Consider the following 24,348-nt stretch of genomic DNA (forward strand, 5'->3'; position numbering starts at 1 on the left):
CGACAGCGTGCGTGGCTGCGGCGTGCGGCAGGCATGGGGCGACGACGCCGTGATCCAGATCTACGCGGGCTGCGTGCGCATCTGCGGTCAGTGCGGCGACTGGCGGTTCACCGACGACAGTGAACTGCGCACGGAGACTGCGCGGACGACGGCAACGGCCCGCTCGCCCTGACTGCCCTGACACAGCGGCGCGCCGATGCCATACGCGGCTTTCTCGTGAATGCGGGCGTACCGGCGGCGTCGCTGGTTGCGCGTGGGTTCGGGGCGGACCGTGCAGTGGCCGGCACGCTGACAGCCGCCGGACGTTTTGAGAACCGGCGCATCGAGTTTGTGCCGCTCTAAGCGTGGGAGGCGTGCATGCGAAGCGAAGCCGCAACCAGAGCGCCCCACGAAGGGCGAGACCCGCACGCGTTGCCGCACGCGGCCTGGCTGCTTGCCGCGGTGCTGCTCGTCATCCCGCTATCGGTGCTCGCCGCGTGGATGTTTCTCAGGCTTCTCATCGCCGTCGTCTTTCCCCGCTGATGCACCGGCAACGGGCTACTGAACGGAGTCACCGACATGATCCTGCACCGCTTGCTCCACCTGCTCGCCGTCGTGGCTGTCCTCGCGCTGTCCGGCTGCTCGCTTCTCGGCTGCGGCATGAACGCAACCAATGGCGCGGCGGCCGGCGGCTGCCAGGCCGGCACCTCGTTCTGACACGGAGACCCGTTCGCATGAAGTGCACCAACATCACCGGTCCCATGCCGGCTACGGCAGCACGCGTCGTGGCGAGTGATCTGCCCCGCGATGCCGCGCGGGTGTGGCGACCGTTCACGAATACCGAAAACGAAGCGGAGCAGCCATGAGCGATTACGGCTTCGTACCCATGCCTTGCCTCGCGATACCGGGCGCGGTGTCGGTCAAGACGCTGCACGCCGCGCTCTCGAATGTGCAACGCACCTTTCTTGCGCGGCTCGTCGAGCACGCGCTGAGCGACGACGCTTTCCTCGTCGCGCTGCTGGTCGTGCCGCTGCTCGATTTCGGCCAGCAGCGCCCCATTCCCGATCTCGACCTGCGCGCGGCCTGCGGCTTTACGGCCAGACGCTGGACCGATGCCGTCAACGAACTCGTGCAGCTCGGCGCGTTGCAGCGTTCGCGCCCGCGTCTGCCGGCACGGCGCATGTCAGCCTTCAGGCTGGGCAGCCAGTTCAGACCGCGTTACGTACATGAGGCTCACGATGGATCGCGCGATGACCCGCACGTCTGACGCGCTCTGGCCACGCGGCGACTTTTCCGGGGACGTGTGACGAGAGCACCCATCCGCCTGGGCCATGCAAACGCTGGGTAGGGCCGTGCAAAGACGTGCCTGGACGCCGGGTGAATGGCCTGCTAAACCGTTACGGTTCGAGCAGACGCAGTAGCCGCAGCTCTTCCAGGTCGAGTTCGGACTCGATGCGGTGGAGCACCGCGTCGTCGACTTTGCCGGCGCGATGCAGGGCGAGCAACGTGTCGCGCGAGACGCCGACAAGCTCGAGTTCGACGCGCAGCAAGCGCGCCCGATGTTCGATGCGCGCTTCGCCCGCGGTGTGGGCATTCTCGTTCGAGGTGACGCGCACGCGGTATTCCGCTTGCAGCCGCGCGAGCATGGCCGGCTCGATGCCGTCCTCGCGCTTGCCGATGTCCGCAAGCGCCGCGAGCGAGGCGCCGAACGTGCGCGCACGCGTCTCGTGCTCGGACATCGTGTGGCGCGCGGGCGCTCGCAGCTTCAGCAACCGGATCAACGGCGCGAGGCTGCCGCCCTGCACGACGAGCGTGGTGATGATCAGCACAAACGTGCTGAAAATGATCACGTCGCGGCCTGCGAAGTGATCGGGCAGCGCCAACGCCGCGGCCAGACTGACCACGCCGCGCATGCCGGCCCATCCCATCACGGCCGCTTCGCCGAACGACCAGGCGTGGCCCCCCGTGCGCCGTGCGCGCAGACGGCCCGGCAGCCAGATCGCGGCGAACACCCACACGAGCCGCGCGACGACAGCCGCCGCCGTGGCCGGCAACGCAACGCGCAAGCCCGCCATGACCACCGCGCCTTCCTGGTTCACGCTGGCGAGAATGCCGTGCAGCGCGAGCCCGATCAGCACGAACACGAGCGCGTCGAGCACGAACACGATGGCTTCCCACGTGGCTTTGGCCTTGATCCGCATGTCGGCGCTGAACACGCGATGCTGGCGTATGCCGAGCACGAGTCCGCAGGTGACGACCGAGAGCACCCCCGAGCCGCCGATCGCTTCGGCGACGCCGTAACTCGCCCACGCCATCGTGAAGGTCAGCACGATGCCGAGCTTCGAATCGACGAGGCGCGTCAGCACCGCGCACATCGCCTGGCCGCACACGAGGCCCACGGCGATGCCGAGCAGGATGAGCTTGAAGAAGAGGCCCGTGCCGCTCGCGACCGTAATCGTGGTAGCGGCGAGCGCCGCTGAAACCGCCATCTGGTAGAGCAGCAGACCAGACGCGTCGTTGACGAGGCTTTCGCCTTCGAGCACGGCCACGAGCCTTGGCGGCAGCGCATAGCGCTGCAGGATCGCTTTCGCGGCGACGGCGTCCGGCGGCGAGACGATTGCGCCGAGCGTGAAGCACGCGGCCCAGGGCAAGCCGGGATTGAACGCATGCACGGCGAAGGCGACCGCGACCGTGGTGAACGCCACGGCACCCAGCACGAGCGAAACGATCGTGCCGAGTTCTGCGCGGAATTCCTTCCACGCCGTATAGAACGAACTCGACATCAGCAGCGGCGGCAACACGGCCACGAGCAGGAGGTCCGGGTCCATGCCGGTCACGCCCTTGCCGGCCACGGCGATGACACAGCCGCCCAGCAACAGCACGACCGCCGGCGGAATCGAGATCCGGTCGGCCAGCCAGGTGAGCGCGCTCGCGCCGGCGATCAACAGCAGCAGGTAATGGAACAGCTCGACGTTGGTCATGCGCAGAGTGCCGGATGGTGCGAGGGTGCCCGAAAGGGTATCGCGTTTCAAGAACCTGAAAGGTCCCATTAAGATTAATTAAGAGCGGATTTCCTGAATCAGATTAATTAACTTTTTTTATCTGTCGGGCCCGCGATTTTGCGTGTCCAATAAGTGCGGCTGTACGGCCACTCTCCCGGCGCATCACACCTGAGGCTCCGCCCGTCCGTTCGTTCATTCGGCGCGGGGGCTTCCTTTCACCCGTTCACAGGATATTTCTGCCATGAGCAATCCCAATCTTGAAGTCCTGACTCCCCACAACAGCCAGCTGATCATTATCGATCAGCAGCCGCAAATGGCTTTCGGCGTGCAGTCCATCGACCGCCAGGTGCTGAAGAACAATGTGGTCGGTCTCGCCAAAGCGGCCAAGGTATTCAACATTCCCACCACCATCACGACGGTCGAGTCGCAAAGCTTTTCGGGCTACACCTACCCCGAACTGCTCGACGTGTTTCCCGATCACAAGGTGCTCGAGCGCACCTCGATGAATTCGTGGGACGACCAGAAAGTGCGCGACGCGCTGGCCGCGAACGGCCGCAAGAAAGTCGTCGTGGCCGGCCTGTGGACGGAGGTGTGCAACACCACGTTCGCGCTTTGCGCCATGCTCGAAGGCAACTACGAAATCTACATGGTGGCCGACGCGTCGGGCGGTACCTCCAAAGACGCGCACGACTTCGCGATGCAGCGCATGGTCCAGGCCGGCGTCGTGCCCGTCACCTGGCAGCAGGTGATGCTCGAGTGGCAGCGTGACTGGGCGCGCCGCGAGACCTACGACGCCGTCATGGCCATCGCGAAGGAACACTCGGGCGCGTACGGCATGGGCGTCGATTACGCGTACACGATGGTTCACAAGGCCGCGCAGCGCACGTCGGTGCCGCACGAAATACTGGCCGCCGTGCCCGCGAAGTAATCGCGCCCCCGCTGTTCCCGAAGCCGACAGGACGCGTTCGGCGCGAACGCGTCCCATTGGCTTCGCGCTTGTACTCAACGAAGGAAACTCCGTTATGAAAGCCATTCGCTGCGCACTGGTTGCGCTGATGATCGCGGGCGGGCTCGTCGCCGCGCCCGTGTCGTTTGCGAAACCGCCCGTGATGCCAGCCACGCCGCCGGCCGTTGCCGTCGGTCCGCAGTACGACACCACGCATGTCTACGTCGCGCCCGAAGACTTCGACCGCTTCACGGACAGCTTCGTCGCGACCTTCGGCGGCAGCAAGTCGAAGCAGGGCGTATTCCAGGTCACGCCCACGCCCAGCCAGACCATGTCGCAACTCGTTTTCACGCCCTCGGGCACGATCTCCGTGTTTGGCTTCAAGACGCCGATTCCGTATCCGTTCGGCGCGGAGCGCACCGGCTATCTCGTGACCGACATGGATGCGGCGGTCAAGTCGGCGCGCGCGCTCGGCGCCGACGTGATCGTCGACACCTTTCCCGATCCGATTGGCCGCGACGTCATCGTGACCTGGCCGGGCGGCCTCAACATGCAGCTGTACTGGCATAACCGGGTTCCGCACTACGACGCGCTACAGACGGTTCCCGAGAATCGGGTCTACGTTTCGCCGCAAAGCCTCAACAAGCTCGTGCACGATTTCGTGAAGTTCTCGCACGGCAAGGTGGTGTCCGACGAGGCGAAGGCGCCCGGTATCGAGATCGGCCGGCCTGACGACACGTATCGCCGCGTTCGTATCGAGTCGGGCTTCGGCAAGATGACCGTGCTCGCGACCGACGGCCATCTGCCGTACCCGTTCGGCCGCGAAACGACCGGCTATGAAGTGGCCAATCTCGACGCCACGCTGGAGAAGGCCAAAGCCGCGGGCGTGACGGTGCTCGTGCCGCCGTTCACGGCAGACGGGCGCCATGCCGCGATCGTCCAGTTCCCGGGCGGCTACATCGCCGAAATCCACGCCGACGCAGCGAAATGAAGTCCGCCGACGCGCTTTTTGCCGCATTCCTTGCTGGGCTCGTGCGCAAGCGCAGGGTGTTTCCGGCGTTCGTCGGCGGCTTGTTGCTGACGGGCGCGGACGCGGCGCTCGCCGATACCGTCGCGGTGCCCGCTAACGCAACGGCCGCCGCTGCGGGAAGCGCCGCCACGCAGGTTGCGGCATGCAGCGCCAAACGCCCGGTCGTCATGTTCAATCGCTGGCAGGAAGACTGGTCGGTGCTCGCGAACCCCTGTGTGCCGCGCGAGCCGCTCGATGCGCTCAAGTACATGCCGTTGCCCGGCATACCGTCTTCCTGGCTCTCGCTCGGCGTCAATCTGCGCGAGCGCATGGAAACCAACAACGCACGGCTCTTCGGCATCGGCAAGGCGCAGTCGGACACGTATCTGATTCAGCGCGTCGAAGTGCATGCCGACGCACGCGTCGGCGAGCACTGGCAGTTCTTCGCGCAACTGGAGGACGCGCGCGCATGGGCCAAGGATTCCGTCACGCCGGTAGACAAGAACCCGCTCGATCTCGAGCAGGCGTTCGCCACCTACACCGGCGCGCTGGGCGGCGGCATCTTCAAGTTTCGTGTGGGCCGGCAGGAGATGGCGTTCGACTTGCAGCGTTTCATTTCCGTGCGCGACGGCCCGAACGTGCGGCAGGCGTTCGACGCCGTGTGGGCCGACTACGAATACCAGAAATGGCGATTCATTGCCTACGCGACGCAACCGGTTCAATACCGCGACGCCACCGCGTTCGACGACGTATCGAACCGCGACCTCACGTTCAGCGGCGTGCGTTTCGAGCGCCAGTCGGTGGGGCCGGGCGATCTTTCCGGCTACTGGTCGCGCTACAACCGCAGCAACGCCCGGTTTCTGGATGCAGTCGGCGCGGAGCGTCGCGACGTCTGGGATCTGCGGTACACGGGCACGCACGGCCGCTTCGACTGGGACGTGGAAGGCATGCTGCAGACGGGGACGGTGGGCAACAGCACGATCGGCGCGTGGGCGATCGGCTCCATCGCCGGGTACAAGCTCGACCTGCCGTGGTCGCCTCGTATCGGCCTGCAGATCGATGCGGCGTCGGGTGACCGGCACCCGCACGATGGCCGCGTGGAGACGTTCAATCCGCTGTTTCCGAACGGCTATTACTTCACGCTTGCGAGCTACACCGGTTACTCGAACCTGATCCACGTGAAGCCCTCCATTACGGTGAAGCCGACAGCGAACCTCGCGCTGCTGGGCGCGCTCGGTTTCCAATGGCGCGCGACGACAGGCGATGCCGTGTACCAGCAAGGCAGCCAGGTGGTGCCCGGCACCGCGGGTAAAGGCAGCCTGTGGACGGGCATGTACGTGCAGCTGCGCGCGGACTGGACGATGGCGGCCAACCTGATCGGCTCCATCGAAGCCGTGCATTTCCAGGTGGGCAACACGATACGCGAGGCAGGCGGGCGCAACGCCGACTACGCGGGCGTCGAACTCAAATACGGGTGGTAGGACTCGCGGGTGCCTGCGGCGAAGGAATGGAGCCGAATGGATCGTCTTCGATCTGCCGCCCGCGACAGCGCGTCTTTCATGTCGATCAATCAGGCCAGGCGCTCATGAAGCAAAGGGGCATTCGGTGTCCGATGTGTCGGACTTCCCGCCCCTCATTCACGCCTGCCGACAACCTCGCGATCGCGAGCGGAGCGTTTGCCCGCGTGCCTTTCGCGCTGGTTTAAGCAATCACTGTAAAGACGTCGGGGAAGCGGCCGATAACCAGGTGGGGCCGTGTCGCGTTGATGCACGGAACTCTTACAGAACGTAATAAAGGTCTCCGTCACGATGCTTCGAACCCACATCTCTATCAATGGCCGCCTGGTTGCGGCCATGTCCTTCTTAGGCGTCCTGCTGGTCATTATTGGTGCCCTCGGCATTGCCGGCATGGTCACGAGTAACAACGCGAACCGGCGCACCTATTCCGAGCAGTTGCCCAAGTCCATTGCAGTTGGCGAGATGACCATCATGGTGGGCCGGCAACGCACGTCGCTCGACCGTGCGGCGATCAATCCCGGCTCCGAAGATGCGCTGAACATGTACAAGAAGGATGACGAGGTCAAAGCCGCGGCGGCCGCGGCGTGGAACCAGTATCTTTCGCTGCCGCGCGACGCTGAAGAAGACCGGCTTGCCGCAGGCGTGACCAGCCAGTACGAACAGACCGAAGCCGAACTCGCGCGTTTTCGCGAAGCGACGAAGAGCGGCGACCGCGACCAGATCCTCAAGCTGATGTTCAGCGTGGGCAAGATCTACACGAGCATGCAGGAAGCCGCGAACGCATTGAAGCGCTACCAGTTCAACCAGTCGAAGGAAGAGTACGAAGCAACGGAGCGTCAATACCAGCTGTTCCTTGCGGGCAGCATTGCGGCGATCGTCACAGGCCTCGCGGCCGCGGTCGGCGGCTGGTACTTCCTGCGCAAGGCGATTCTCGTGCCGGTCAACGATGCCGTGGCGCACTTCGGCGAGATCGCGCAGGGCAACCTGGGCCGCCGGATCGAAGCGCGTTCGCACGACGAGATGGGGCGCATGCTGGAAGGACTGGCTGAAATGCAGTCGAGCTTGAGGCGCACTGTTCGCACGCTGAGCGAAGGCAGTAACGCCATCGCGACGGCGACGCGCCAGATCTCGGCCGGCAACGCCGATCTGTCGGCACGCACCGAATCTCAGGCCGCGGCGCTGCAGGAAACCGCATCGAGCACCGAGCAGTTGTCGAGCACTGTGCAGCAGAACGCCGACAACGTGCGGCGGGCGAGCGAGCTGTCGTCTTCCGCATCGGATATCGCACGGCGCGGCCATGACGTCGTGGCGCGCGTCGTGAACACGATGGGCGCGATCAGCCAGAGCTCGACAGCCGTTGCCGAGATCACATCGATCATCGAGGGCATTGCCTTCCAGACCAACATTCTTGCGCTCAACGCGGCAGTGGAAGCGGCGCGCGCAGGCGAGCAGGGGCGCGGTTTCGCGGTGGTGGCGAGCGAGGTCCGCTCGCTCGCGCAGCGCTCGTCTTCGGCGGCGAAGGAAATTCGCGACCTGATCGCCAACTCCACTTCGCGCATCGACGAAGGCGCGAAGCTCGTGAACGAGGCCGGCGACACGATGAGCGACCTGATCGACGCTGTCTCGCGCGCGAACGCGATCATGAGCGAAATCTCGGCGGCGACCCAGGAGCAAAGCCACGGGCTGAGCCAGGTGAGCGTCGCGGTGAACGACATGGACCACGCGACGCAACAGAACGCCGCGCTCGTGGAAGAGGCGGCGGCCGCCGCACGCTCGCTCGAAGACCAGGCGCGCACGCTCGCGGATGCGGCGGCACAGTTCACACTCGGCGAGCACGTTGCCTGAAGGGCGGCATGTCTTGCCTTGCCGCTCGATGCCGCCGACGTTCTCGCGCATGGGCGGCCTTGAAGGCCGCCCGAAGATGGTTTGAGCGCGGCATGTGCGCGACCGGCGACCTGCTTCAATGAGGCAGGGCCGGTGCAACGCGCGCGCCTGTTGCCGGCCATCTTGCGATGCTTCGCTCTCCTTGCGTCAGCCTGTCGATGCACAGGCTGATACGCAGTCCGGGGCACTTCACAACAACCCACGAGAAGACCGATGTCAAATAAACCGGAACCGCGCCGTCGCTTCCTGCGACAGGTGCTGGCCATCGTGCCCGCCGCCACTGTCGCGTCGGGCGCCGCGCTTACGCAAAGCGCCTGCAGCAACGCCGCTTCTTCCTCCGCTACCGAGGGCGCAGCGTATCGACCTGCCTATTTCACCGACGCGGAATGGACCTTCCTGCACGCCGCAGTGGACCGGCTGATTCCCGAGGACGAACACGGTCCCGGTGCCCTCAAGGCCGGCGTGCCCGAATACATCGACCGGCAGATGGAGACGCCGTACGGCCACGGCAAGCTCTGGTACATGCAGGGGCCGTTCCATCCCGACGTAGCGCCCGAGATGGGCTACCAGATCAATTTCGCGCCGCGCGACATCTACCGTCACGGCATCGAAGCCTGCGAGAAGCACTGCAAGAAGCAGTACGGCAAGACGTTCGCGCAGCTCGATGCGAAGACCCAGGAGCAGGTGCTGCACGAACTCGAGCACGCGAAGATCGCGTTCGAGACGGTGCCGGCGCGCACCTTCTTTTCGTTCCTGCTTGGCAATACGAAGGAAGGATTCCTCTCCGATCCGATCTACGGCGGCAACAAGGACATGGCCGGCTGGAAGATGGTCGGGTTTCCCGGCGCACGCGCGGACTTCATGGACTGGATCGATCAGCCAGGTGCGAAATATCCGTACGGTCCGGTGTCGATCGACGGTAAGCGGGGGTAAGACGTGGCAATCAAAAAGAACAAGGTGGACTGCGTCATCGTGGGGTTCGGCTGGACCGGCGCGATCCTCGCACAGGAACTTACCGATGCGGGGCTCAACGTTGTCGCGCTCGAACGCGGCGCGATGCGCGATACGCCCACCGACGCGAACTATCCGCGGGTGGCCGACGAACTCAAGTACGCCGTACGCGGCGCGCTCTTCCAGGATCTATCGGGCGAGACCGTGACCATTCGCCATGGCGTGGACGATCTCGCGGTGCCGTACCGCCAGCACGGCTCGTTTCTGCTCGGCAACGGCGTGGGCGGCGCGGGATTTCACTGGAACGGCATGCATTACCGGATGCTGCCCGAGGAACTGCAGCTGCGCACGCGCTATGAAGAGCGCTACGGCAAGAAGTTCATTCCGGAGGGCATGCAGGTGCAGGACTTCGGCGTGACCTACGACGAGATGGAGCCGTTCTTCGATTTCGCGGAGAAGGTGTTCGGCACCTCGGGCAAGGCCGGCAATCTGAATGGCGAAATCCAGGCGGGCGGCAATCCGCTCGAAGGCCGGCGCACCGGCGAGTTTCCCACGCCGCCGCTCACGAACGGCCTCGGCGCGACGCTGTTCGAAAAGGCCGCGCGCGAAGCGGGTTTTCATCCGTACCCGGCGCCCGCCGCGAATGCATCGACGCCGTACACGAACCCGTACGGCGTGCGCCTCGGGCCGTGCAACTTCTGCGGCTTCTGCGAAGACTTCGGTTGCTACATGTACTCGAAGGCCTCGCCGCAGACCACGATCATGCCCGTGCTGCTCAAGAAGCCCCATTTCGAGCTGCGCACGAAATCGTACGTCACGAAAGTGCTGCTTTCGCCGGACAGAAAGCGTGCAACCGGCGTGACGTACATCGATGCGCAGGGCCGCGAAGTGGAGCAACCGGCCGACATGGTGATCGTGGCCGCGTTCCAGATGCATAACGTGCGGCTACTGCTGCTCTCGGGTATCGGCAAGCCGTACGACCCGAAGACGGGCGAAGGCGTGGTGGGACGCAACTACGCGTACCAGATGAACGGCGGCATCAATGTGCTGCTGCCCAAGGGGACGCAGCTCAATCCGTTTATCGGCACGGGCGCGGGCGGCGTAGGCATGGACGACTTCAACGGCGACCAGTTCGATCACGGACCGCTCGGCTTCGTGGGCGGCGCGAGCATCCGCCACATTCGCACCGGGGGCAGACCGATCAAGCAGGCGGCAACCGTACCCGGCACACCCACGTGGGGCAGCGGCTGGAAGGCCGGCATCACGGACGCGTACCAGCGCTACATGACGATCGGCATTTCCGGTTCGGTGATGCCGTATCGCGACGCGTACCTGGACCTCGATCCGACCTATCGCGATGCGCACGGTCTGCCGCTCTTGCGCATGACGTTCGACTGGCACGACAACGAATACGCGATGCTCGACTACATCGGCACGCGCATGGAGGACGTGGCGAAAGCCATGCGGCCGGAGAAGTACTTCCGGGCCATTCGCAAGAAGGGCCAGCACTACGACACGCGCGTGTATCAGTCGACGCATACGACCGGCGGTGCGGTGATGGGGGCGTCGCCTGCAACGAGCGTCGTCAACAAGTACCTGCAGAGCTGGGACGTGCCCAACGTATTCGTGATGGGCGCCTCGGCCTTTCCGCAGAACATGGGCTACAACCCGACCGGCATCGTGGCCGCGCTCGCCTACCACTCCGCGAAGGCGATCCGCGAGCAGTACCTGAAGAACCCGGCTCCGCTGGTGCAGGCATAAGGAGACGGCGATGACCCCAACCAGAATCACGTTGACCGTTCTTTCGGCGGCCGTGCTTGTTGCTGCCGGTTTTGCGGCGGTGGCATCGGCGCAGACTGCGCCGGCCGCGAGCGCCGCTCCGGCCGCTGCCGTTACGACCGCGACAGCGACAGCGAGCGCGACACCTGCTGCGGCGAGCGCAGATGCGGCACTGATCGAGAAAGGCCGTTATCTGGCCGCCGCGGCCGATTGCATCGCGTGCCACACCGCGAAGGGTGGCAAGCCGTTCGCGGGCGGTCTCGGTATCGCGTCGCCTGTCGGCACGATCTACTCGACCAACATCACGCCCGATGCGGCATCCGGCATCGGGCGCTACACGCTGGAAGAGTTCGATCGCGCGTTGCGGCACGGCATGGCGAAAGACGGCACGTCGCTCTATCCGGCGATGCCTTACGTGTCGTACGCGAAGGTCAAGCCGGCCGACGTGAAGGCGCTATACGCCTACCTCATGCACGGCGTCGAGCCGGTTTCGCAGGGCAATCGCGCGTCGGACATTCCGTGGCCGCTGTCGATGCGCTGGCCGCTGCGTTTCTGGCGTATGGCGTTCGCACCGGATACCGTCGCCGACGACGCCCCGCTGCCGAACGACCCTGTTGCGCGTGGTCGCTATCTCGTGGAAGGGCTCGCGCATTGCGGCGCATGCCACACGCCGCGCGGCTTCGCGCTGCAGGAAACGGCGCTCAACGACGACGGCAAGACGTTCCTGTCAGGCGGCGTTGTGGACGGCTATCTGGCGAAGAGCCTGCGCGGCGATGCGAAGGACGGGCTCGCGAGCTGGAGCGCGGCCGATATCGTCGCGTTCCTGAAGAGCGGGCGCACCGCGCATTCGGCGGCGTTCGGCGGCATGACGGAGGTGGTCGAGAACAGCACGCAGCACATGAGCGATCAGGATCTGGCGTCGATCGCGGCGTATCTCAAGACCCTCGCACCGGCCGATGCGTCGGGCCGTGCGCTCACGGCCGATCCGGCCGCCGCCACGGCGCTGCGCGCCGGCGCCGATCGCAGCAACGGCGCGCTGACCTTCATCGACAACTGCGCGGCCTGTCATCGCACGGACGGCCGCGGCTACGGCGGCACGTTCCCGTCGCTCGCGCTGTCGACGGTGGTCAACACGAACGATCCGACTTCGCTGATCCACCTCGTGTTGCAAGGCGGTGCAATGCCATGGACGAAGGCCGGCCCCGCACACTACGCGATGCCGGGTTTCGCGCAGCGGCTGACGGACCGCGACGTGGCCGACGTGCTGACGTTCGTGCGCTCGAGCTGGGGTAACCGCGCGTCGGCCGTGACGGCGGCGCAAGTGGCCAAGGTGCGCAAGACGTCCGATGCGTCCGCGCAGCCCGTTCGCGCGGAGAATGAATAACAGGCGACGTATTGACAGTGCAGTGCCGGGATCGGCGTGCGGCTCACCACGGTCCTCCGCACGCCGACGTCCGGGAGGGCGCGAATCGTGACTTGCACGCCTCACGTGTCGCGTACCTGGACGGATGCATTGCGCGGACCCCGTGGGCCGGCTCGACTTTGGGCGCCCACGGATACGCCTCGTCTTCGGTGCATCAAAGTGCCGGATGAAGGTCTCGCACAGCGCTCACGCTTTCCAGTAGCGAGGCAAGGTGCAGGATGGTGGATTCGGCGAGCCAGCTGCCGACCAGCTGCACATTGATGGGTAGCCCCTCCTTGCTCGTTCCGAATCGCATGGAGAGGCCGGGCAAGCCGGTGATGTTGAGCGGTACGGTTGCGCCCTGAAGGAAGGTCGCATCGACCGTTCTTCCATTGATGACGAAGGTATCGGCACCATGCCTGTGTGCCGGAATCGGCAGGACGGGCGTAAGCAGTGCGTCGTATTCCTGGAAGCAGGCTGCAAACCCGTCGCGCAACCGTTCAGCCGCCTGCTCGGCGTCTATGTAGTCCTTCATGGACGTCTCGGGAAGGGCGCGCATGGTCTTCGCCATCTTGTACAGCTCGTCTTCGCTATGACCGGCCGTCACTTGCGCGAATGCGGGTTTCATCTCCATGACGTGCAGGCGATTGAAGACATCCAGAGCGAAGTCGCGCTCGAGCGCGGCAATTCGCACGGGCGCCACATCGACACCGTTGCTCTGCAGCGCGTCTGCGGCTGCCTTGACCGTGGCGGCAACTTCCGGGTCAATGGGCCCGAACCCCGGTTCCACGAGCCAGCCTACGCGCAGCGGACGATGCGGCGAGCGCCCTGCGCCGGCGTCGAAGTTCGCGGTGCTCGACGCGTATGCGTCGAGCCCATCGGGTCCAGCGAGCAGGGAGAAGGCGAGCGCGAGGTCGCGGATACTCCGGGCCATCGGTCCGACGTGCCAGAAGCGACGCGGCGCACGCGGGAAAATGCCCGTCATCGGAACGCGCCCGTGCGTCGCTTTGAGCGAAACAATGCCCGTTTGCGCGGCCGGGCCACGCACGGAAATGGCGAGATCGGTGCCGAGGCCCAGCGGCGACATGCCCGCCGCGATGGCCGCCGCCTCGCCGCCGCTCGATCCTCCCGGCGTGCGCTCCAGATCCCATGGGTTGTTTGAACGCCCGCTGAGCAGATTGTCGCTTTCTATCCAGTACGAAAACTCCGGCAGATTCGTCTTTGCCAGCAAAATCCCGCCCGCCTTTTTCAGCCGGGCGACGCTCGTCGCATCGGTGTCCGGCACGCGCCCCCTGAAAATGGGCGACCCGCGTTGGGTCAGAACACCGGCGGTGTCGATGGAGTCTTTGGCCGTGAAGGGAACGCCGTGCAGCAGGCCGAGCGTCTCACCGGCCATGACGGCCGCTTCTGCTTGCCTCGCTGTCTTGAGCGCGTCGTCGGCAACGGTGACGATGGCATTGACCTTTGGGTCGATAGCCTCGATGCGTTCGAGATGGGCCTGCATGACTTCGACCGGGGAGATCTGGCGGGTGCGGATCAGTTCTGCCAGCCGGGTGGCGTCCTGAAAGACGATGTCGGAACTCACAAATGACCTCACAAATGACCTCACGAAATTGAAGACGATTGAAGACGGGAAGAGACGATGAAAGACCACGCTGAGTTTCTACCTAACGATAGTTAGGTTTACCATAGGCGCTATAATTCTGGCCGTCAACAAGTTCTCTCTTCAAGGACGCGGCCAGTGAAGAATGCAGAAGGCACCAACTCCAGCGACAAGATTCTGATGGCCGCAACGAAGATCGCGCAGGCGCATGGTTACGGCGGCCTCAATATCCGCGATCTCGCGCAGGCTGTCGGCATCAAGGCCGCAAGCATCTACCATCACTTTCCGAGCAAGGCCGATCTTGCGGCCGCTGTAGCGAAGCGCTACTGGGAGAACTCAGCCGCGGCGCTGGAGGCAATGTGGCTGGACTCGCCGGAGCCCGCGCGCTGGTTGCGACGGTATCCGGCCACCTTTCGCAAGTCCCTTGAGAGCGAAAACCGGATGTGCCTGTCCAGTTTCATGGCGGCTGAGTACGACGATTTGCCGGACGTGGTCAAGACCGAGATTCAGAAATTCGCGGACGTGAACGTGGCCTGGCTCAGCAAAGTTTTGTCTGCCGCGGACCATCTCAGTAACAGGGAGTCTGAAAGGCGGGCCCGCGCGATCTATGCGGCAGTGGCCGGCGCGCAGTTGATGGCGCGCGGCCGTTCGGATATATCGCTCTTTGATTCGCTGATCAAGACTTACCGCGAATCGGGGCTCCTGCCCGGTTGAGCCGTCTGTGAAGGCTTGGTCGTACACGAGCGATTGAATAGGGTCGCGTCCACGCATTTCAAATGAAAGCGATGAAAGCGCCGCGCTTCACGCGAACCAACGACACCCCAAACGCAGGACCTTGTGTATCTGGTGGTGCCCTTTCTCTGGCATTGCACGTGGACTACAGTGCCCCGCCAGGCGCCATACAGATGGATTTCAGTCTGTCTGATACAGGTGTTTTCAGCCGGAATTCAGGACTTTTTCACGATGTCCTCCTACCTTGATACGTGTGGCACACCCGCGCCGCGCCGTTTCCGCGCGCGGCTGTGGGTGCCGGCGTCGCGACCGTGATCGTGGTTTTCCCCATCCGGTCGAGCCCTTTCAACTGTGAAAAGGAGTCAAGCATGGCCAGCACTACCATTGCCGCCTATCTTGCCGCGACACTCGCCGCCGCGGGTGTCGAACGAATCTGGGGCGTGACCGGCGATAGTCTGAATGGGCTCGCCTACAGCCTCGATCAGGTCGGCTCGATCCGCTGGATGCACACTCGCCACGAAGAGGCGGCCGCCTTTGCCGCCGGTGCGGACGCGGCCTCGACCGGACGCCTCGCGGTGTGCGCAGGCAGTTGCGGCCCGGGCAACCTGCATCTGATCAACGGCCTTTTCGACTGTCATCGCAACCAGCAGCCGGTGCTGGCCATTGCCGCGCACATTCCGTCGACCGAAATCGGCCTGGGCTACTTTCAGGAAACGCACCCCCAGGAACTGTTCAAGGAGTGCAGCCATTACGTGGAGGTGGTGTCGTCCGCCGCGCAATTTCCTCGCGTGCTCGCGCGTGCGATGCGCACGGCCGTCGAGGAACGCGGCGTGTCGGTGATCGTGCTGCCGGGCGATGTGGCGCTGAGCGAAGGTCCCACAGAAGCGCCGTCCTGGACGGAAAGCGCGCCGCCGCGGATTCTGCCGGCCGAAGCGGATCTCGATCGCCTCGCCGCCATGCTGAATGCCTCCGACGCGGTCACGATCATGTGCGGCAGCGGCACGCAGGGCGCGCACGACGAAGTCGTCGCGCTTGCCGATGCGCTCGGCGCACCGGTGGTCCACGCGCTGCGCGGCAAGCCGTTCGTCGAGTACGACAATCCCTACGACGTCGGCATGACCGGCCTGATCGGCTTTAGCTCGGGATATCACGCAATGATGTCGTGCGACACGCTGCTGCTGCTCGGGTGCGACTTTCCCTATCGCGCGTTCTATCCGGCGAACGCGAAGATCATCCAGATCGACTGGAAGGGCTCGCAGCTTGGGCATCGCGCGCCCCTCTCGCTCGGGCTGGTCGGCACGGTGAAGGAAACCGTCGCCGCGACGTTGCCGAGGCTGCAACGCAAGACGGACCGCAGTTTCGTCGACAACGCGCGCAAGCACTATGCGTCCGCCCGCAAGGGCCTGGACGATCTGGCGACACCGGCCGGTCCTGGCCGCCCCGTCCATCCGCAGTATCTGGCGAAGATGATCGACGAGGCCGCCAGCCACGATGCGATCTTCACCGCGGACGTCGGCACGCCAACCCTTTGGGCGGCGCGCTATCTGACGATGAACGGCAAGCGTCAGTTGCACGGCTCGTTCAATCACGGGTCCATGGCCAACGCGATGCCGCAGGCCCTCGGTGCGCAAGCCGCGCATCCCGGACGGCAGGTCGTGTCGCTATCGGGCGATGGCGGTTTGTCGATGCTGCTCGGCGATCTGCTTACCGCGCGGCAGCTCGATTTGCCGATCAAGGTGGTGGTGTTCAACAACAGCCTGCTCGGCTTTGTTTCGATGGAATTGAAGGCGGCCGGTTATCTCGATACCAATGTCGATCTCAGTAAAACCGACTTTGCGGCCATTGCGAAAGGCGCCGGCATTTTCGGCATTCGCGTAGAGGAGTCGGAAGACGTGGCGGGCGCGCTGAAGCAGGCGTTCAGCCATCCGGGTCCGGCGCTTGTCGATGTGGTCACGTCGAAACACGAACTCGCGATGCCGCCCACGATTGAACTCGCCCAGGCGAAGGGCTTCAGCCTCTACATGATGCGTGCCATTCTCAATGGGCGCGGCGACGAGATCGTCGAGCTCGTGCGTACCAACCTGCGTTAGCCGCACGCCCGGGTTCGCCGCGTGGCGCGGGAACCCGGCAGGCTCGTTTCACGACTGACCACTCGCGCGACGCAGCGGACGGAAGAAGGCGCGGATATCTTCGACCAGCAGCTCGGGTTGCTCCAGCGCTGCGAAGTGGCCGCCGCGTGGCATGGGCGTCCATCGTTGCACGTCGAAAACGCGTTCGACCCAGGAACGCGGCGGTGTCGGTAACTCGTGGGGAAATAGCGCGACGCCTAGCGGCGTGGCTACCCGTTCGTTCGGACCGAAAGCGAGCGGGCGTAGCCGGTTTTCCCTGTAAATGCGAAACGACGCGTCGAGCATGTGGCCGAACCAGTAAAGGGAAATATCGGTCAGCAACTGGTCCATCGTGAAGACGCGCTCGACATCGCCGTCGCAATCGCTCCAGCTGCGAAACTTCTCGACGATCCAGGCGGCAAGCCCCACGGGCGAATCAGTCATCGCGTACGACAGGGTTTGGGGTTTGGTGCTTTGCACAGCCGCATACGCGCCTTCTGCCGCTGACCAGGCCGCAACCTTGTCGAGAAACGCCTGCTCGTCCGCGCTCACCGGCGGAACGTTGCCGGTGAGCGATGGCCGGAAACTGCCGGGAATGTAGTTGAGATGGGCGCCGATGATCTGCTCGGGAAACCGGCGCGCCAACCACATCGAGACGCCGGCTCCGATGTCTCCGCCTTGCGTCGCGAAGCGATCGAAACCGAGTCCGTTCATCAGCCTCAGCCACAGCCCGGCAACGTGGTGGGCGCTGACGCCGGGGCCTGCCGGAGCCGCGGAAAAACCGAAGCCCGGCAACGAAGGGACGACCACATGGAATGCGTCGGCCGCATCGCCGCCATGCGATGCGGGGTCTGTCAGCAGCGGGATCACGCGTTCCATCTCGACGAAGGAGCCCGGCCACCCGTGCGTCAGGACGAGCGGCATGGGTGCGGGCCCTTTGCCGGTCTGGTAGACGAAGTGAATGTCGTGTCCTTCAACTGTCGCCTGGAACTGAGGGAGGCAGTTGAGCCGCGCTTCCTGCGCACGCCAGTCGAATTGATGCAGCCAGTAGTCTGCCAGGCGCCGGACAAAGGCGAGGCTCGCGCCGTCGTCCCACTGGTCTGCATCCAGCGCGGCAGGAAAGCGCGTGTTACGCAGACGCAGCTTCAGGTCGGCAATCTGGCCGTCCGGAACGTTGATCTTGAAGTCTCGCAGGTCCATGCTCGCGTCCCGCTTTCAAGGAGAGTGACACCCGCCGGGGCCGGTTGTCCTGGCGTCCAGGCGCCGGTGAGGCGCCTGGACATGGGCTCATGGCACGTCGTGCCCCTGCCGTTGGCGCGGCCTGAGTGGCCTGAGTCGCCTGAGCGGCCTGAGTGGCCTGAGCCCGAGCTGCATCGTGCGCGTTACTTGCGCTTGAGCAGCGAAACGTCGCGCACGGCTCCGCGGTCGGCGGACGTCACCAGCGCGGCATAGGCCTGCAACGACTGCGATACGACGCGCTCGCGATGAGCCGGCAGCCACGCTTTGTCGCCGCGTGCATCCATGGCTGCACGGCGGCGCGCCAATTCATCGTCTGCGACCGCCAGATGGATCTTGCGCTGCGGAATATCGATCTCGATGACGTCGCCCTCCTGCACGAGACCTATCGTGCCGCCGGCGGCTGCTTCCGGCGACGCGTGGCCGATCACGAGCCCTGACGAGCCGCCCGAGAAACGGCCATCGGTAAACAGCGCGCACGTCTTGCCGAGGCCTTTCGATTTCAGATACGACGTGGGGTACAGCATTTCCTGCATACCCGGGCCGCCCTGAGGACCTTCGTAGCGGATCACCACCACATCGCCCGCCACCACCTTGTCGCCGAGGATCGCTTCCACGGCATCGTCCTGGCTTTCGAACACGCGCGCGCGACCGGAGAAAACCCACTGCGATTCGTCGACCCCTGCCGTTTTGACGATGCAACCCTTCTCGGCCAGATTGCCGTACAGCACAGCGAGGCCACCGTCCTTCGAATAAGCGTTTTGCTTGCTGCGAATACAACCGGCTGTTCGGTCCGTATCGAGTGCAGCGAAGGTGGCTTCCTGGCTGAATGCGACCGTCGTCGGAATGCCGCCAGGCGCTGCGCGATAGAACTTCTGCGCGTCTTCGCCCGCGCCGCCCAGGATGTCCCACTTTTCGATGGCCTTGCCGAGCGTGCCGCTATGCACGTTGCCGCACGACAGGTCGAGCAGCCCGGCACGAGCGAGTTCGCCAAGAATGCCGAGGATGCCGCCCGCGCGATGGACGTCCTCGATATGGTATTTGTCGGTCGCAGGCGCGACCTTGCACAGGCACGGCACCTTGCGCGAAATGCGATCGATGTCCGACATCGTGAAGTCGACACCGGCTTCCTGCGCTGCCGCCAGCAGGTGCAGCACGGTGTTGGTGGATCCGCCCATCGCGACATCCAGGGCCATGGCGTTTTCAAAGGCTTGCCGGGTGGCGATGCTGCGCGGCAGAACCGACGTGTCTTCTTCCTGGTAGTAGCGACGGCACAGATCCACGATCAGGCGTCCCGCCTGTTCGAACAAGCCCTTACGCCATGCATGCGTGGCGACGATCGTCCCGTTGCCGGGCAACGACAGGCCGATCGCTTCGGTCAGACAGTTCATCGAGTTGGCGGTGAACATGCCGGAGCACGAGCCGCAGGTCGGGCAGGCGCTGCGCTCGACCTCGGCCACTTCGGCGTCGCTGATTTTCGGGTCGCCGGCTTTGATCATCGCGTCGATGAGGTCGATCTTGGCGATGACGTGGCCGTCTGTCGGCGACTTGACCTTGCCCGCTTCCATCGGACCGCCGGAAACGAACACGACGGGAATGTTCAGGCGCATGGTGGCCATCAGCATGCCCGGCGTGATCTTGTCGCAATTGGAGATGCAGACCATGGCATCCGCGCAATGTGCGTTGACCATGTATTCGACCGAATCGGCGATCAACTCGCGCGAGGGCAGCGAATACAGCATGCCGCCGTGGCCCATGGCAATGCCGTCGTCCACGGCGATCGTGTTGAATTCCTTGGCTACGCCGCCGGCCGCTTCGATCTCTTTGGCGACGAGCGCGCCCAGATCGCGCAGATGGACGTGGCCCGGAACGAATTGTGTGAACGAATTGACGACGGCAATGATGGGTTTGCCGAAATCGTCGTCTTTCATGCCGGTGGCGCGCCACAAGGCACGGGCGCCGGCCATGTTGCGACCGTGCGTAGACAGGCGTGACCGATAGTTAGGCATCTGTGTCCTCTGGTGTTGCTGTTTATCAAGGTTGGAAAAAGCGCCGCCTTCAAGGAGGCGTCACGGCGGACAGTGGTGGCCGTGCGGATAGGGTGCGCGCAGTTCGGTTGCCAATACTGCGAGAACTTGCCTGCGTCGTCCAATATATTTTGCTCGATCAATTGATTCGCCGCGCGTATGGGTAGACAAATGCTGCTCCAGCCGTGCCACGCGGCAAGACACCGTGCACCGCAAAAAGTGCGTATCCTGCCGCGGGTGGCGGAGGATTTGCCAGCTGAATTGCCAGATAAGTTTTGCCAGATAAGTTTTGCCAATCAAGTTTGCCAGTTAAGTTTCCAGGTAAAGCACCAACGGTGCTCACACGGGATGCTCATGCCGAGACCGTCGTTCGCCACCCAGCTTTTCGCACTCTGGATGCTCGTCGCCGTTCTCTGCGGCCTGCTGAGCGCAGCCGTATGGCTCGTCCTGTCGTCTGCGCTGGGCGAGCGCGTGGCGACCGCGAAGCAGCAGGCGGCCGCGGCGTGTACGGCGGTCGCCTCCCGCTATGACCTGTCGATGCAACGTCCCGGCGAAGCCAACGTCGACCTCATGCACGCGGTGCTCGATCTCGTGCTGATCCGCACCGACGGTATAGAAGGCGGTTTCTGGACGAGCGAGCCGGCGTCCGGCGCGCCGAATGGCTTTCTTGCCTACGCCTTTCCCACCTACGACGGCAGCGGTGTCAAACGCGATATCCCCGAAGCCGAGACGCCGCTCATTCTGCGTACGCTGAGAAAGGTAGCGAGCGCGCGGCAGACACAGGCCGACGTTGTCTCGAGCGGAGCGGATGCCGTCGTCGCGGTGGCGTGTCCCGTGCCGCACCAAACGGACGTGTTCGCGTGGGTGCTCACGCGTGCGCGGCCACCGCTCGGGCCTTACGGCGAACGCGCCGTGACCATCCTCGCGAGCGTGCTGGCCATCATCGTCGGGCTGGCGGGGGTTCTGGCGCTGGCACTCCGGCGCTGGAAGCGCAATCTCGCACGGCTCGAACATGCGCTTGCGCCGGATGGCGAGTTCGAACAGGGCAAGCGGCTCGAACGGCTCGGCGAGCGCGACCTGGATCAGATCGTGGATGCGCTCAACCGCTATGTCGAACGTGCCGAACGCTTGAAGCGGGAAGCCAACGCGCTCAGTGCGCAGCTTGCGCAGGCCGAGCGGTTCAGCACGCTGGGCAAGATGGCTGCGCAAATCGCACATGAGATTCGCAACCCGGCCGGCGCAATGCGTCTCAAGGCCGAGAACGCGCTTGCAGGCGACGGTGCGCGCCGCGAAGCCGCCTTGAAGACCATCATCGAACAGGTGGGGCGCATCGAATCGCAGGTTGCGAGCCTGCTCGCGCTGACACAGCCGATAACGGTCCAGGCACGCGAGGTCGACTTGCGCGCGTGGCTCGACGAGATGGTGCGCACGCATGAGTCGCGCGCTGAAAGCCGTCATGTCGAACTCAGTGTCGACATGGCCGGTTGCGAGGCGAACCCGGTTTTCGACGCGGCGCAACTGGCCCGCGCGCTCGACAATCTCGTGGTGAATGCGCTGCGGCATGCGCCGTCCGGCGGTCACGTCACGATTCGCGCAGGCAAGGCAAGCTCGGACGAGGGCGAGCGGCTCAGGCTCGAAGTCGTCGACAATGGTCCCGGCGTGAGCGCGACGGAACGTGAGCGCATCTTCGAGCCTTTTGTGACCGGGCGGCCTGACGGTTCGGGTCTGGGCCTCGCCGTGGTGCGCGAGATCGCGTCTGCGCATGGCGGGCGTGCGTATCTTGCGGATGATTTGAACATGACGCGTTTCGTGATCGACTTGCCATGGCGACCATACTGATCATCGACGACGACGACGCCTTTCGCGAAGGCCTCGCTGAAACGGTACAAGACCTTGGCCACCAGCCGCTCGAAGCGCGCTCGGGCAAGGAAGCGTTCGAGCGGTTGCACGAGCACGCTGCCACCGACTGCGTCTTTCTCGACTTCCGTTTGCCGGGCGCGGATGGCCTTGCCGTGCTCGAAACGCTGCGCAACACGCCGGGATGGCAGACCGTGCCGGTCGTCATGCTCACGGCGCACGCGACGAGCGACAACACCATCGGCGCGATGCGGCTCGGCGCCTTCGAGCATCTCACCAAACCGGTGGGACGCGACGAGATCGCCGCGCTGCTCGAACGCATTTTTTCCACCCAGCGCAACGCGCCCGTTGCGCGCGCATTCCCGGATGAAGCCGCATCGCGCGAGCCGCAACTGCTCGGTGTGAGCGAAGCCATGCGTGACGTGCAGAAACGCATCGGCCGCGCGGCGGCAACGAACTCCACCGTGCTTATCACCGGCGAAACGGGAACCGGAAAGGAGGTCGCAGCACGTGTGCTCCATCGCGCATCGGCGCGCGCCGGCGGCCCGTTCGTTGCGGTGAACTGCGCGGCGATTCCCGACGACCTGCTCGAAAGCGAACTGTTTGGGCACGCAAGGGGCGCGTTCACGGGCGCCCAGAGCGACAGGGCGGGGCGTTTCGAAGAAGCGCACGGCGGCACGCTGTTTCTCGATGAAGTCGGCGACATGCCGCTTGCCATGCAGGCCAAGCTGCTGCGCGTGCTACAGGAGCGCCAGGTCACGCGGCTTGGAACGAACCGCGTCGTGACGGTTGACGTGCGCGTCGTCGCGGCGACGCATCGCGATCTTCCCTCGATGGTCGCGGCAGGCACGTTTCGACAGGACCTTCTGTTTCGCCTCGACGTGATTCCGCTGCACATGCCGCCATTGCGCGAGCGCGTGGCCGACATTCTGCCGCTTGCCGAACACTTTCTTTCGAGCGCGTCCAGCGGCACGCAACGCAAGCATCTTTCCGCCGATGCACAGCGTCTGCTCGCCACGTTCGCCTGGCCGGGAAATGTCCGCGAACTGGCCAACGCGGTCGAGCGTGCGAGCGCGCTGGCGCCGGGACAGGTGCTCATGCGCGAAGACTTCGGTTTCCTCTCGGCGGCGAAAGGCGGCGCGGATGACGCCATTCCTCCCGACCTTCTCGAACTGCCCCTCACGCAAGCCGTTGCACGGCTCGAACGTGCGCTGATCGTCCACGCGCTGGCCGCATCGGAAGGCAATCGCGCCGAGGCGGCGCGCAAGCTCGGCATCAGCCGTCAATCGCTCTACACGCGTATGACGAGCCTGGGCCTCTCCGGGAACGCGTCGTAACGGCAAGGGTGTCAAGGAAGCGGACAGCGTATGTCCGGTTTCCTGACACGTCGACGCGTCTGCATCGCGCAAATCCCCGCGCAAATCACCACGGAAGCCCGAGAACACAGACTCGGGACGAATGGCATGGCCTTTGCAAAACACTCCGCGCGACATGAAAGGAGTGAACCGTGCCATCGACCCCATACCCCAGACAACGCATCGCCGTCCGCGTCGTGAGCGCAATGAGCTTCGCCGCCTTGCTCGCGACGAGCGCCGGATGCGCAGCGCAACCTCGACCGGAAGGAGCCCCGGTTCCGCCGCCGCCCGTGGCACAGGATGTCCCGCCACCGCCTCCAGCAGCGCCGCTGGCGCCGCCTGGGGACGTTCCGCCGACCGGCCTCGCCGATTCAGGCGCATTCACCGCGACGCAAGTCACCGTCACCCGCTTTCTCACCAATCCGGACGGCGACGTGGACGGCTTTCTCACGCGTGATGGAGTGCTGGTGAGGTTCCCGCCTCACATGAGCGCGCAGCTCACGTCGGCGGTCCACCCAGGCGACGTGGTGCAGGTCAGTGGCTGGCGCGACGCGGGAGGCAGCTTCGACGCCCAACGCATCACCAACGCCCGAAGCGGTCAGCAACTCGTCGATCAACCCCCGCCGCCGGATGCCCGGCCCCTGCCGCGCGAGTTGCGAGGCGCACGCCTCGCGCCGATGAGCGCTCAAGGCCAGGTCGCGTATGTCACGACCGCAAGACGAGGCGAACCCGACGGCGTGATCCTCGCGGACGGCACGGTCATCAAACTCACGCCGCCTGTCGCGCAGCAATTCGCGGCGCTCGTCAGGACGGGCGCAACGGTGTCCGCGCAGGGTTACGGCACGCGCAATCAGTACGGCACGGCGCTGCAGGCAACGTCGTTCGGCTCGCCCGGCAACCTGACCCAGATCTACGGACGCTACGACCGTATTCCGCCCGCGCCCTGAACGAGCGCTACCTG

At 64.7% G+C, this 24,348-nt stretch carries 21 protein-coding genes; 17 read left to right on the plus strand and 4 right to left on the minus strand.

Translation table 11 applies throughout. The features are described from left to right. Nucleotides 1-177 precede the first annotated feature (177 nt). The 5 genes from PXJ20_RS27065 to PXJ20_RS27085 are packed head-to-tail and all read left to right on the plus strand — an operon-like array spanning nt 178 to nt 1,246. Entirely contained in the window at nt 178-342 is a 165-nt protein-coding gene (locus PXJ20_RS27065) for an OmpA family protein (protein ID WP_421057452.1), read from the plus strand. Between the two features lie 15 nt (nt 343-357). Further along, on the plus strand, nt 358-522 hold the full coding sequence (locus PXJ20_RS27070; RefSeq protein WP_421032574.1) for a hypothetical protein: 165 nt from the start codon (nt 358-360) through the stop codon (nt 520-522). A 36-nt stretch (nt 523-558) separates the two neighbouring features. After that, a complete protein-coding gene (locus PXJ20_RS27075) occupies nt 559-696 on the plus strand; it encodes a hypothetical protein (protein ID WP_017777619.1) in 138 nt (45 codons plus the stop codon). 17 nt (nt 697-713) lie between these two features. Then, on the plus strand, nt 714-845 hold the full coding sequence (locus PXJ20_RS27080) for a hypothetical protein (protein WP_421032573.1): 132 nt from the start codon (nt 714-716) through the stop codon (nt 843-845). Next, nucleotides 842-1,246: a hypothetical protein gene (locus PXJ20_RS27085; RefSeq protein ID WP_421032572.1), complete on the plus strand. Its 405-nt coding sequence runs from the start codon at nt 842-844 to the stop codon at nt 1,244-1,246. Before PXJ20_RS27080 ends, PXJ20_RS27085 begins: the two co-directional genes overlap by 4 nt. A gap of 130 nt (nt 1,247-1,376) precedes the next feature. On the opposite strand, the gene PXJ20_RS27090 is transcribed toward PXJ20_RS27085, so the two are convergent. Next, nucleotides 1,377-2,960 carry a Na+/H+ antiporter gene (locus PXJ20_RS27090; RefSeq protein WP_421032571.1) on the minus strand — a complete coding sequence of 528 codons (1,584 nt, stop codon included), beginning with the start codon at nt 2,958-2,960 and terminating at the stop codon, nt 1,377-1,379. Between the two features lie 262 nt (nt 2,961-3,222). Between PXJ20_RS27090 and PXJ20_RS27095 the strand changes: the two genes are divergently transcribed. The 7 genes from PXJ20_RS27095 to PXJ20_RS27125 all read left to right on the plus strand — a co-directional run bounded on the left by PXJ20_RS27095 (nt 3,223) and on the right by PXJ20_RS27125 (nt 12,451). Next, nucleotides 3,223-3,909 (plus strand): hydrolase, encoded by a 687-nt coding sequence (locus PXJ20_RS27095; RefSeq protein WP_017778219.1) that lies wholly within the window; start codon nt 3,223-3,225, stop codon nt 3,907-3,909. Between the two features lie 94 nt (nt 3,910-4,003). Continuing rightward, the gene (locus PXJ20_RS27100) at nt 4,004-4,918 is read left to right on the plus strand and encodes a VOC family protein (protein WP_017778220.1); all 915 of its coding nucleotides are present in this window, start codon (nt 4,004-4,006) and stop codon (nt 4,916-4,918) included. Beyond that, on the plus strand, nt 4,915-6,417 hold the full coding sequence (locus PXJ20_RS27105) for an alginate export family protein (protein ID WP_421032570.1): 1,503 nt from the start codon (nt 4,915-4,917) through the stop codon (nt 6,415-6,417). The genes PXJ20_RS27100 and PXJ20_RS27105 overlap by 4 nt, the downstream gene beginning before the upstream one ends. A 327-nt stretch (nt 6,418-6,744) precedes the next feature. Then, nucleotides 6,745-8,298 carry a methyl-accepting chemotaxis protein gene (locus PXJ20_RS27110; RefSeq protein ID WP_421032569.1) on the plus strand — a complete coding sequence of 518 codons (1,554 nt, stop codon included), beginning with the start codon at nt 6,745-6,747 and terminating at the stop codon, nt 8,296-8,298. Nucleotides 8,299-8,550: 252 nt separating this feature from the next. Next, on the plus strand, nt 8,551-9,270 hold the full coding sequence (locus tag PXJ20_RS27115; RefSeq protein WP_421032568.1) for a gluconate 2-dehydrogenase subunit 3 family protein: 720 nt from the start codon (nt 8,551-8,553) through the stop codon (nt 9,268-9,270). A 3-nt stretch (nt 9,271-9,273) separates the two neighbouring features. After that, nucleotides 9,274-11,049, plus strand: coding sequence for a GMC family oxidoreductase (locus PXJ20_RS27120; RefSeq protein ID WP_017778224.1), 1,776 nt, complete (start codon nt 9,274-9,276; stop codon nt 11,047-11,049). A 10-nt stretch (nt 11,050-11,059) separates the two neighbouring features. Further along, nucleotides 11,060-12,451 (plus strand): c-type cytochrome, encoded by a 1,392-nt coding sequence (locus PXJ20_RS27125; protein WP_421032567.1) that lies wholly within the window; start codon nt 11,060-11,062, stop codon nt 12,449-12,451. Nucleotides 12,452-12,644: 193 nt separating this feature from the next. Here the strand turns inward: PXJ20_RS27125 and PXJ20_RS27130 are convergent, their stop codons facing one another. Further along, nucleotides 12,645-14,054 carry an amidase gene (locus PXJ20_RS27130; protein WP_421032566.1) on the minus strand — a complete coding sequence of 470 codons (1,410 nt, stop codon included), beginning with the start codon at nt 14,052-14,054 and terminating at the stop codon, nt 12,645-12,647. A gap of 156 nt (nt 14,055-14,210) precedes the next feature. On the opposite strand from PXJ20_RS27130, the gene PXJ20_RS27135 reads away from it, so the two are divergent. Both PXJ20_RS27135 and poxB read left to right on the plus strand, forming a co-directional pair. Next, nucleotides 14,211-14,786 (plus strand): TetR/AcrR family transcriptional regulator, encoded by a 576-nt coding sequence (locus PXJ20_RS27135; RefSeq protein ID WP_413214428.1) that lies wholly within the window; start codon nt 14,211-14,213, stop codon nt 14,784-14,786. A gap of 386 nt (nt 14,787-15,172) precedes the next feature. Continuing rightward, on the plus strand, nt 15,173-16,894 hold the full coding sequence (poxB, locus tag PXJ20_RS27140) for a ubiquinone-dependent pyruvate dehydrogenase (RefSeq protein WP_413214429.1): 1,722 nt from the start codon (nt 15,173-15,175) through the stop codon (nt 16,892-16,894). Between the two features lie 48 nt (nt 16,895-16,942). On the opposite strand, the gene PXJ20_RS27145 is transcribed toward poxB, so the two are convergent. After that, complete coding sequence (locus PXJ20_RS27145; protein WP_421032565.1) at nt 16,943-18,112, minus strand: epoxide hydrolase family protein; 1,170 nt, start codon at nt 18,110-18,112, stop codon at nt 16,943-16,945. 182 nt (nt 18,113-18,294) lie between these two features. Continuing rightward, nucleotides 18,295-20,157, minus strand: coding sequence for a dihydroxy-acid dehydratase (gene ilvD / locus PXJ20_RS27150; protein ID WP_421032564.1), 1,863 nt, complete (start codon nt 20,155-20,157; stop codon nt 18,295-18,297). 372 nt (nt 20,158-20,529) lie between these two features. Here ilvD and PXJ20_RS27155 point away from each other — a divergent pair, with 372 nt between their 5' ends. The 3 genes from PXJ20_RS27155 (at nt 20,530) to PXJ20_RS27165 (ending at nt 24,334) form a co-directional block, all read left to right on the plus strand. Further along, the gene (locus PXJ20_RS27155) at nt 20,530-22,014 is read left to right on the plus strand and encodes a sensor histidine kinase (protein ID WP_421032563.1); all 1,485 of its coding nucleotides are present in this window, start codon (nt 20,530-20,532) and stop codon (nt 22,012-22,014) included. Continuing rightward, nucleotides 21,999-23,369 (plus strand): sigma-54-dependent transcriptional regulator, encoded by a 1,371-nt coding sequence (locus tag PXJ20_RS27160; protein ID WP_421032562.1) that lies wholly within the window; start codon nt 21,999-22,001, stop codon nt 23,367-23,369. The genes PXJ20_RS27155 and PXJ20_RS27160 overlap by 16 nt, the downstream gene beginning before the upstream one ends. Before the next feature lie 224 nt (nt 23,370-23,593). Further along, nucleotides 23,594-24,334: a hypothetical protein gene (locus tag PXJ20_RS27165; RefSeq protein WP_421032689.1), complete on the plus strand. Its 741-nt coding sequence runs from the start codon at nt 23,594-23,596 to the stop codon at nt 24,332-24,334. Nucleotides 24,335-24,348 lie beyond the last annotated feature (14 nt).

Origin of the sequence: Paraburkholderia sp. A1RI_3L, from assembly GCF_048957895.1 — a bacterium.
GTDB lineage: Bacteria > Pseudomonadota > Gammaproteobacteria > Burkholderiales > Burkholderiaceae > Paraburkholderia > Paraburkholderia kururiensis.

Bases quoted from the DNA above. Each gene is read 5' to 3' on its own strand.
- PXJ20_RS27070 (WP_421032574.1), top strand. From the start codon at position 358: ATGCGAAGCGAAGCCGCAACCAGAGCGCCCCACGAAGGGCGAGACCCG.
- PXJ20_RS27075 (WP_017777619.1), top strand. From the start codon at position 559: ATGATCCTGCACCGCTTGCTCCACCTGCTCGCCGTCGTGGCTGTCCTC.
- PXJ20_RS27080 (WP_421032573.1), top strand. From the start codon at position 714: ATGAAGTGCACCAACATCACCGGTCCCATGCCGGCTACGGCAGCACGC.
- PXJ20_RS27085 (WP_421032572.1), top strand. From the start codon at position 842: ATGAGCGATTACGGCTTCGTACCCATGCCTTGCCTCGCGATACCGGGC.
- PXJ20_RS27090 (WP_421032571.1), bottom strand. From the start codon at position 2,960: ATGACCAACGTCGAGCTGTTCCATTACCTGCTGCTGTTGATCGCCGGC.
- PXJ20_RS27095 (WP_017778219.1), top strand. From the start codon at position 3,223: ATGAGCAATCCCAATCTTGAAGTCCTGACTCCCCACAACAGCCAGCTG.
- PXJ20_RS27100 (WP_017778220.1), top strand. From the start codon at position 4,004: ATGAAAGCCATTCGCTGCGCACTGGTTGCGCTGATGATCGCGGGCGGG.
- PXJ20_RS27105 (WP_421032570.1), top strand. From the start codon at position 4,915: ATGAAGTCCGCCGACGCGCTTTTTGCCGCATTCCTTGCTGGGCTCGTG.
- PXJ20_RS27110 (WP_421032569.1), top strand. From the start codon at position 6,745: ATGCTTCGAACCCACATCTCTATCAATGGCCGCCTGGTTGCGGCCATG.
- PXJ20_RS27115 (WP_421032568.1), top strand. From the start codon at position 8,551: ATGTCAAATAAACCGGAACCGCGCCGTCGCTTCCTGCGACAGGTGCTG.
- PXJ20_RS27125 (WP_421032567.1), top strand. From the start codon at position 11,060: ATGACCCCAACCAGAATCACGTTGACCGTTCTTTCGGCGGCCGTGCTT.
- poxB (WP_413214429.1), top strand. From the start codon at position 15,173: ATGGCCAGCACTACCATTGCCGCCTATCTTGCCGCGACACTCGCCGCC.
- PXJ20_RS27145 (WP_421032565.1), bottom strand. From the start codon at position 18,112: ATGGACCTGCGAGACTTCAAGATCAACGTTCCGGACGGCCAGATTGCC.
- ilvD (WP_421032564.1), bottom strand. From the start codon at position 20,157: ATGCCTAACTATCGGTCACGCCTGTCTACGCACGGTCGCAACATGGCC.
- PXJ20_RS27155 (WP_421032563.1), top strand. From the start codon at position 20,530: ATGCCGAGACCGTCGTTCGCCACCCAGCTTTTCGCACTCTGGATGCTC.
- PXJ20_RS27160 (WP_421032562.1), top strand. From the start codon at position 21,999: ATGGCGACCATACTGATCATCGACGACGACGACGCCTTTCGCGAAGGC.
- PXJ20_RS27165 (WP_421032689.1), top strand. From the start codon at position 23,594: ATGAGCTTCGCCGCCTTGCTCGCGACGAGCGCCGGATGCGCAGCGCAA.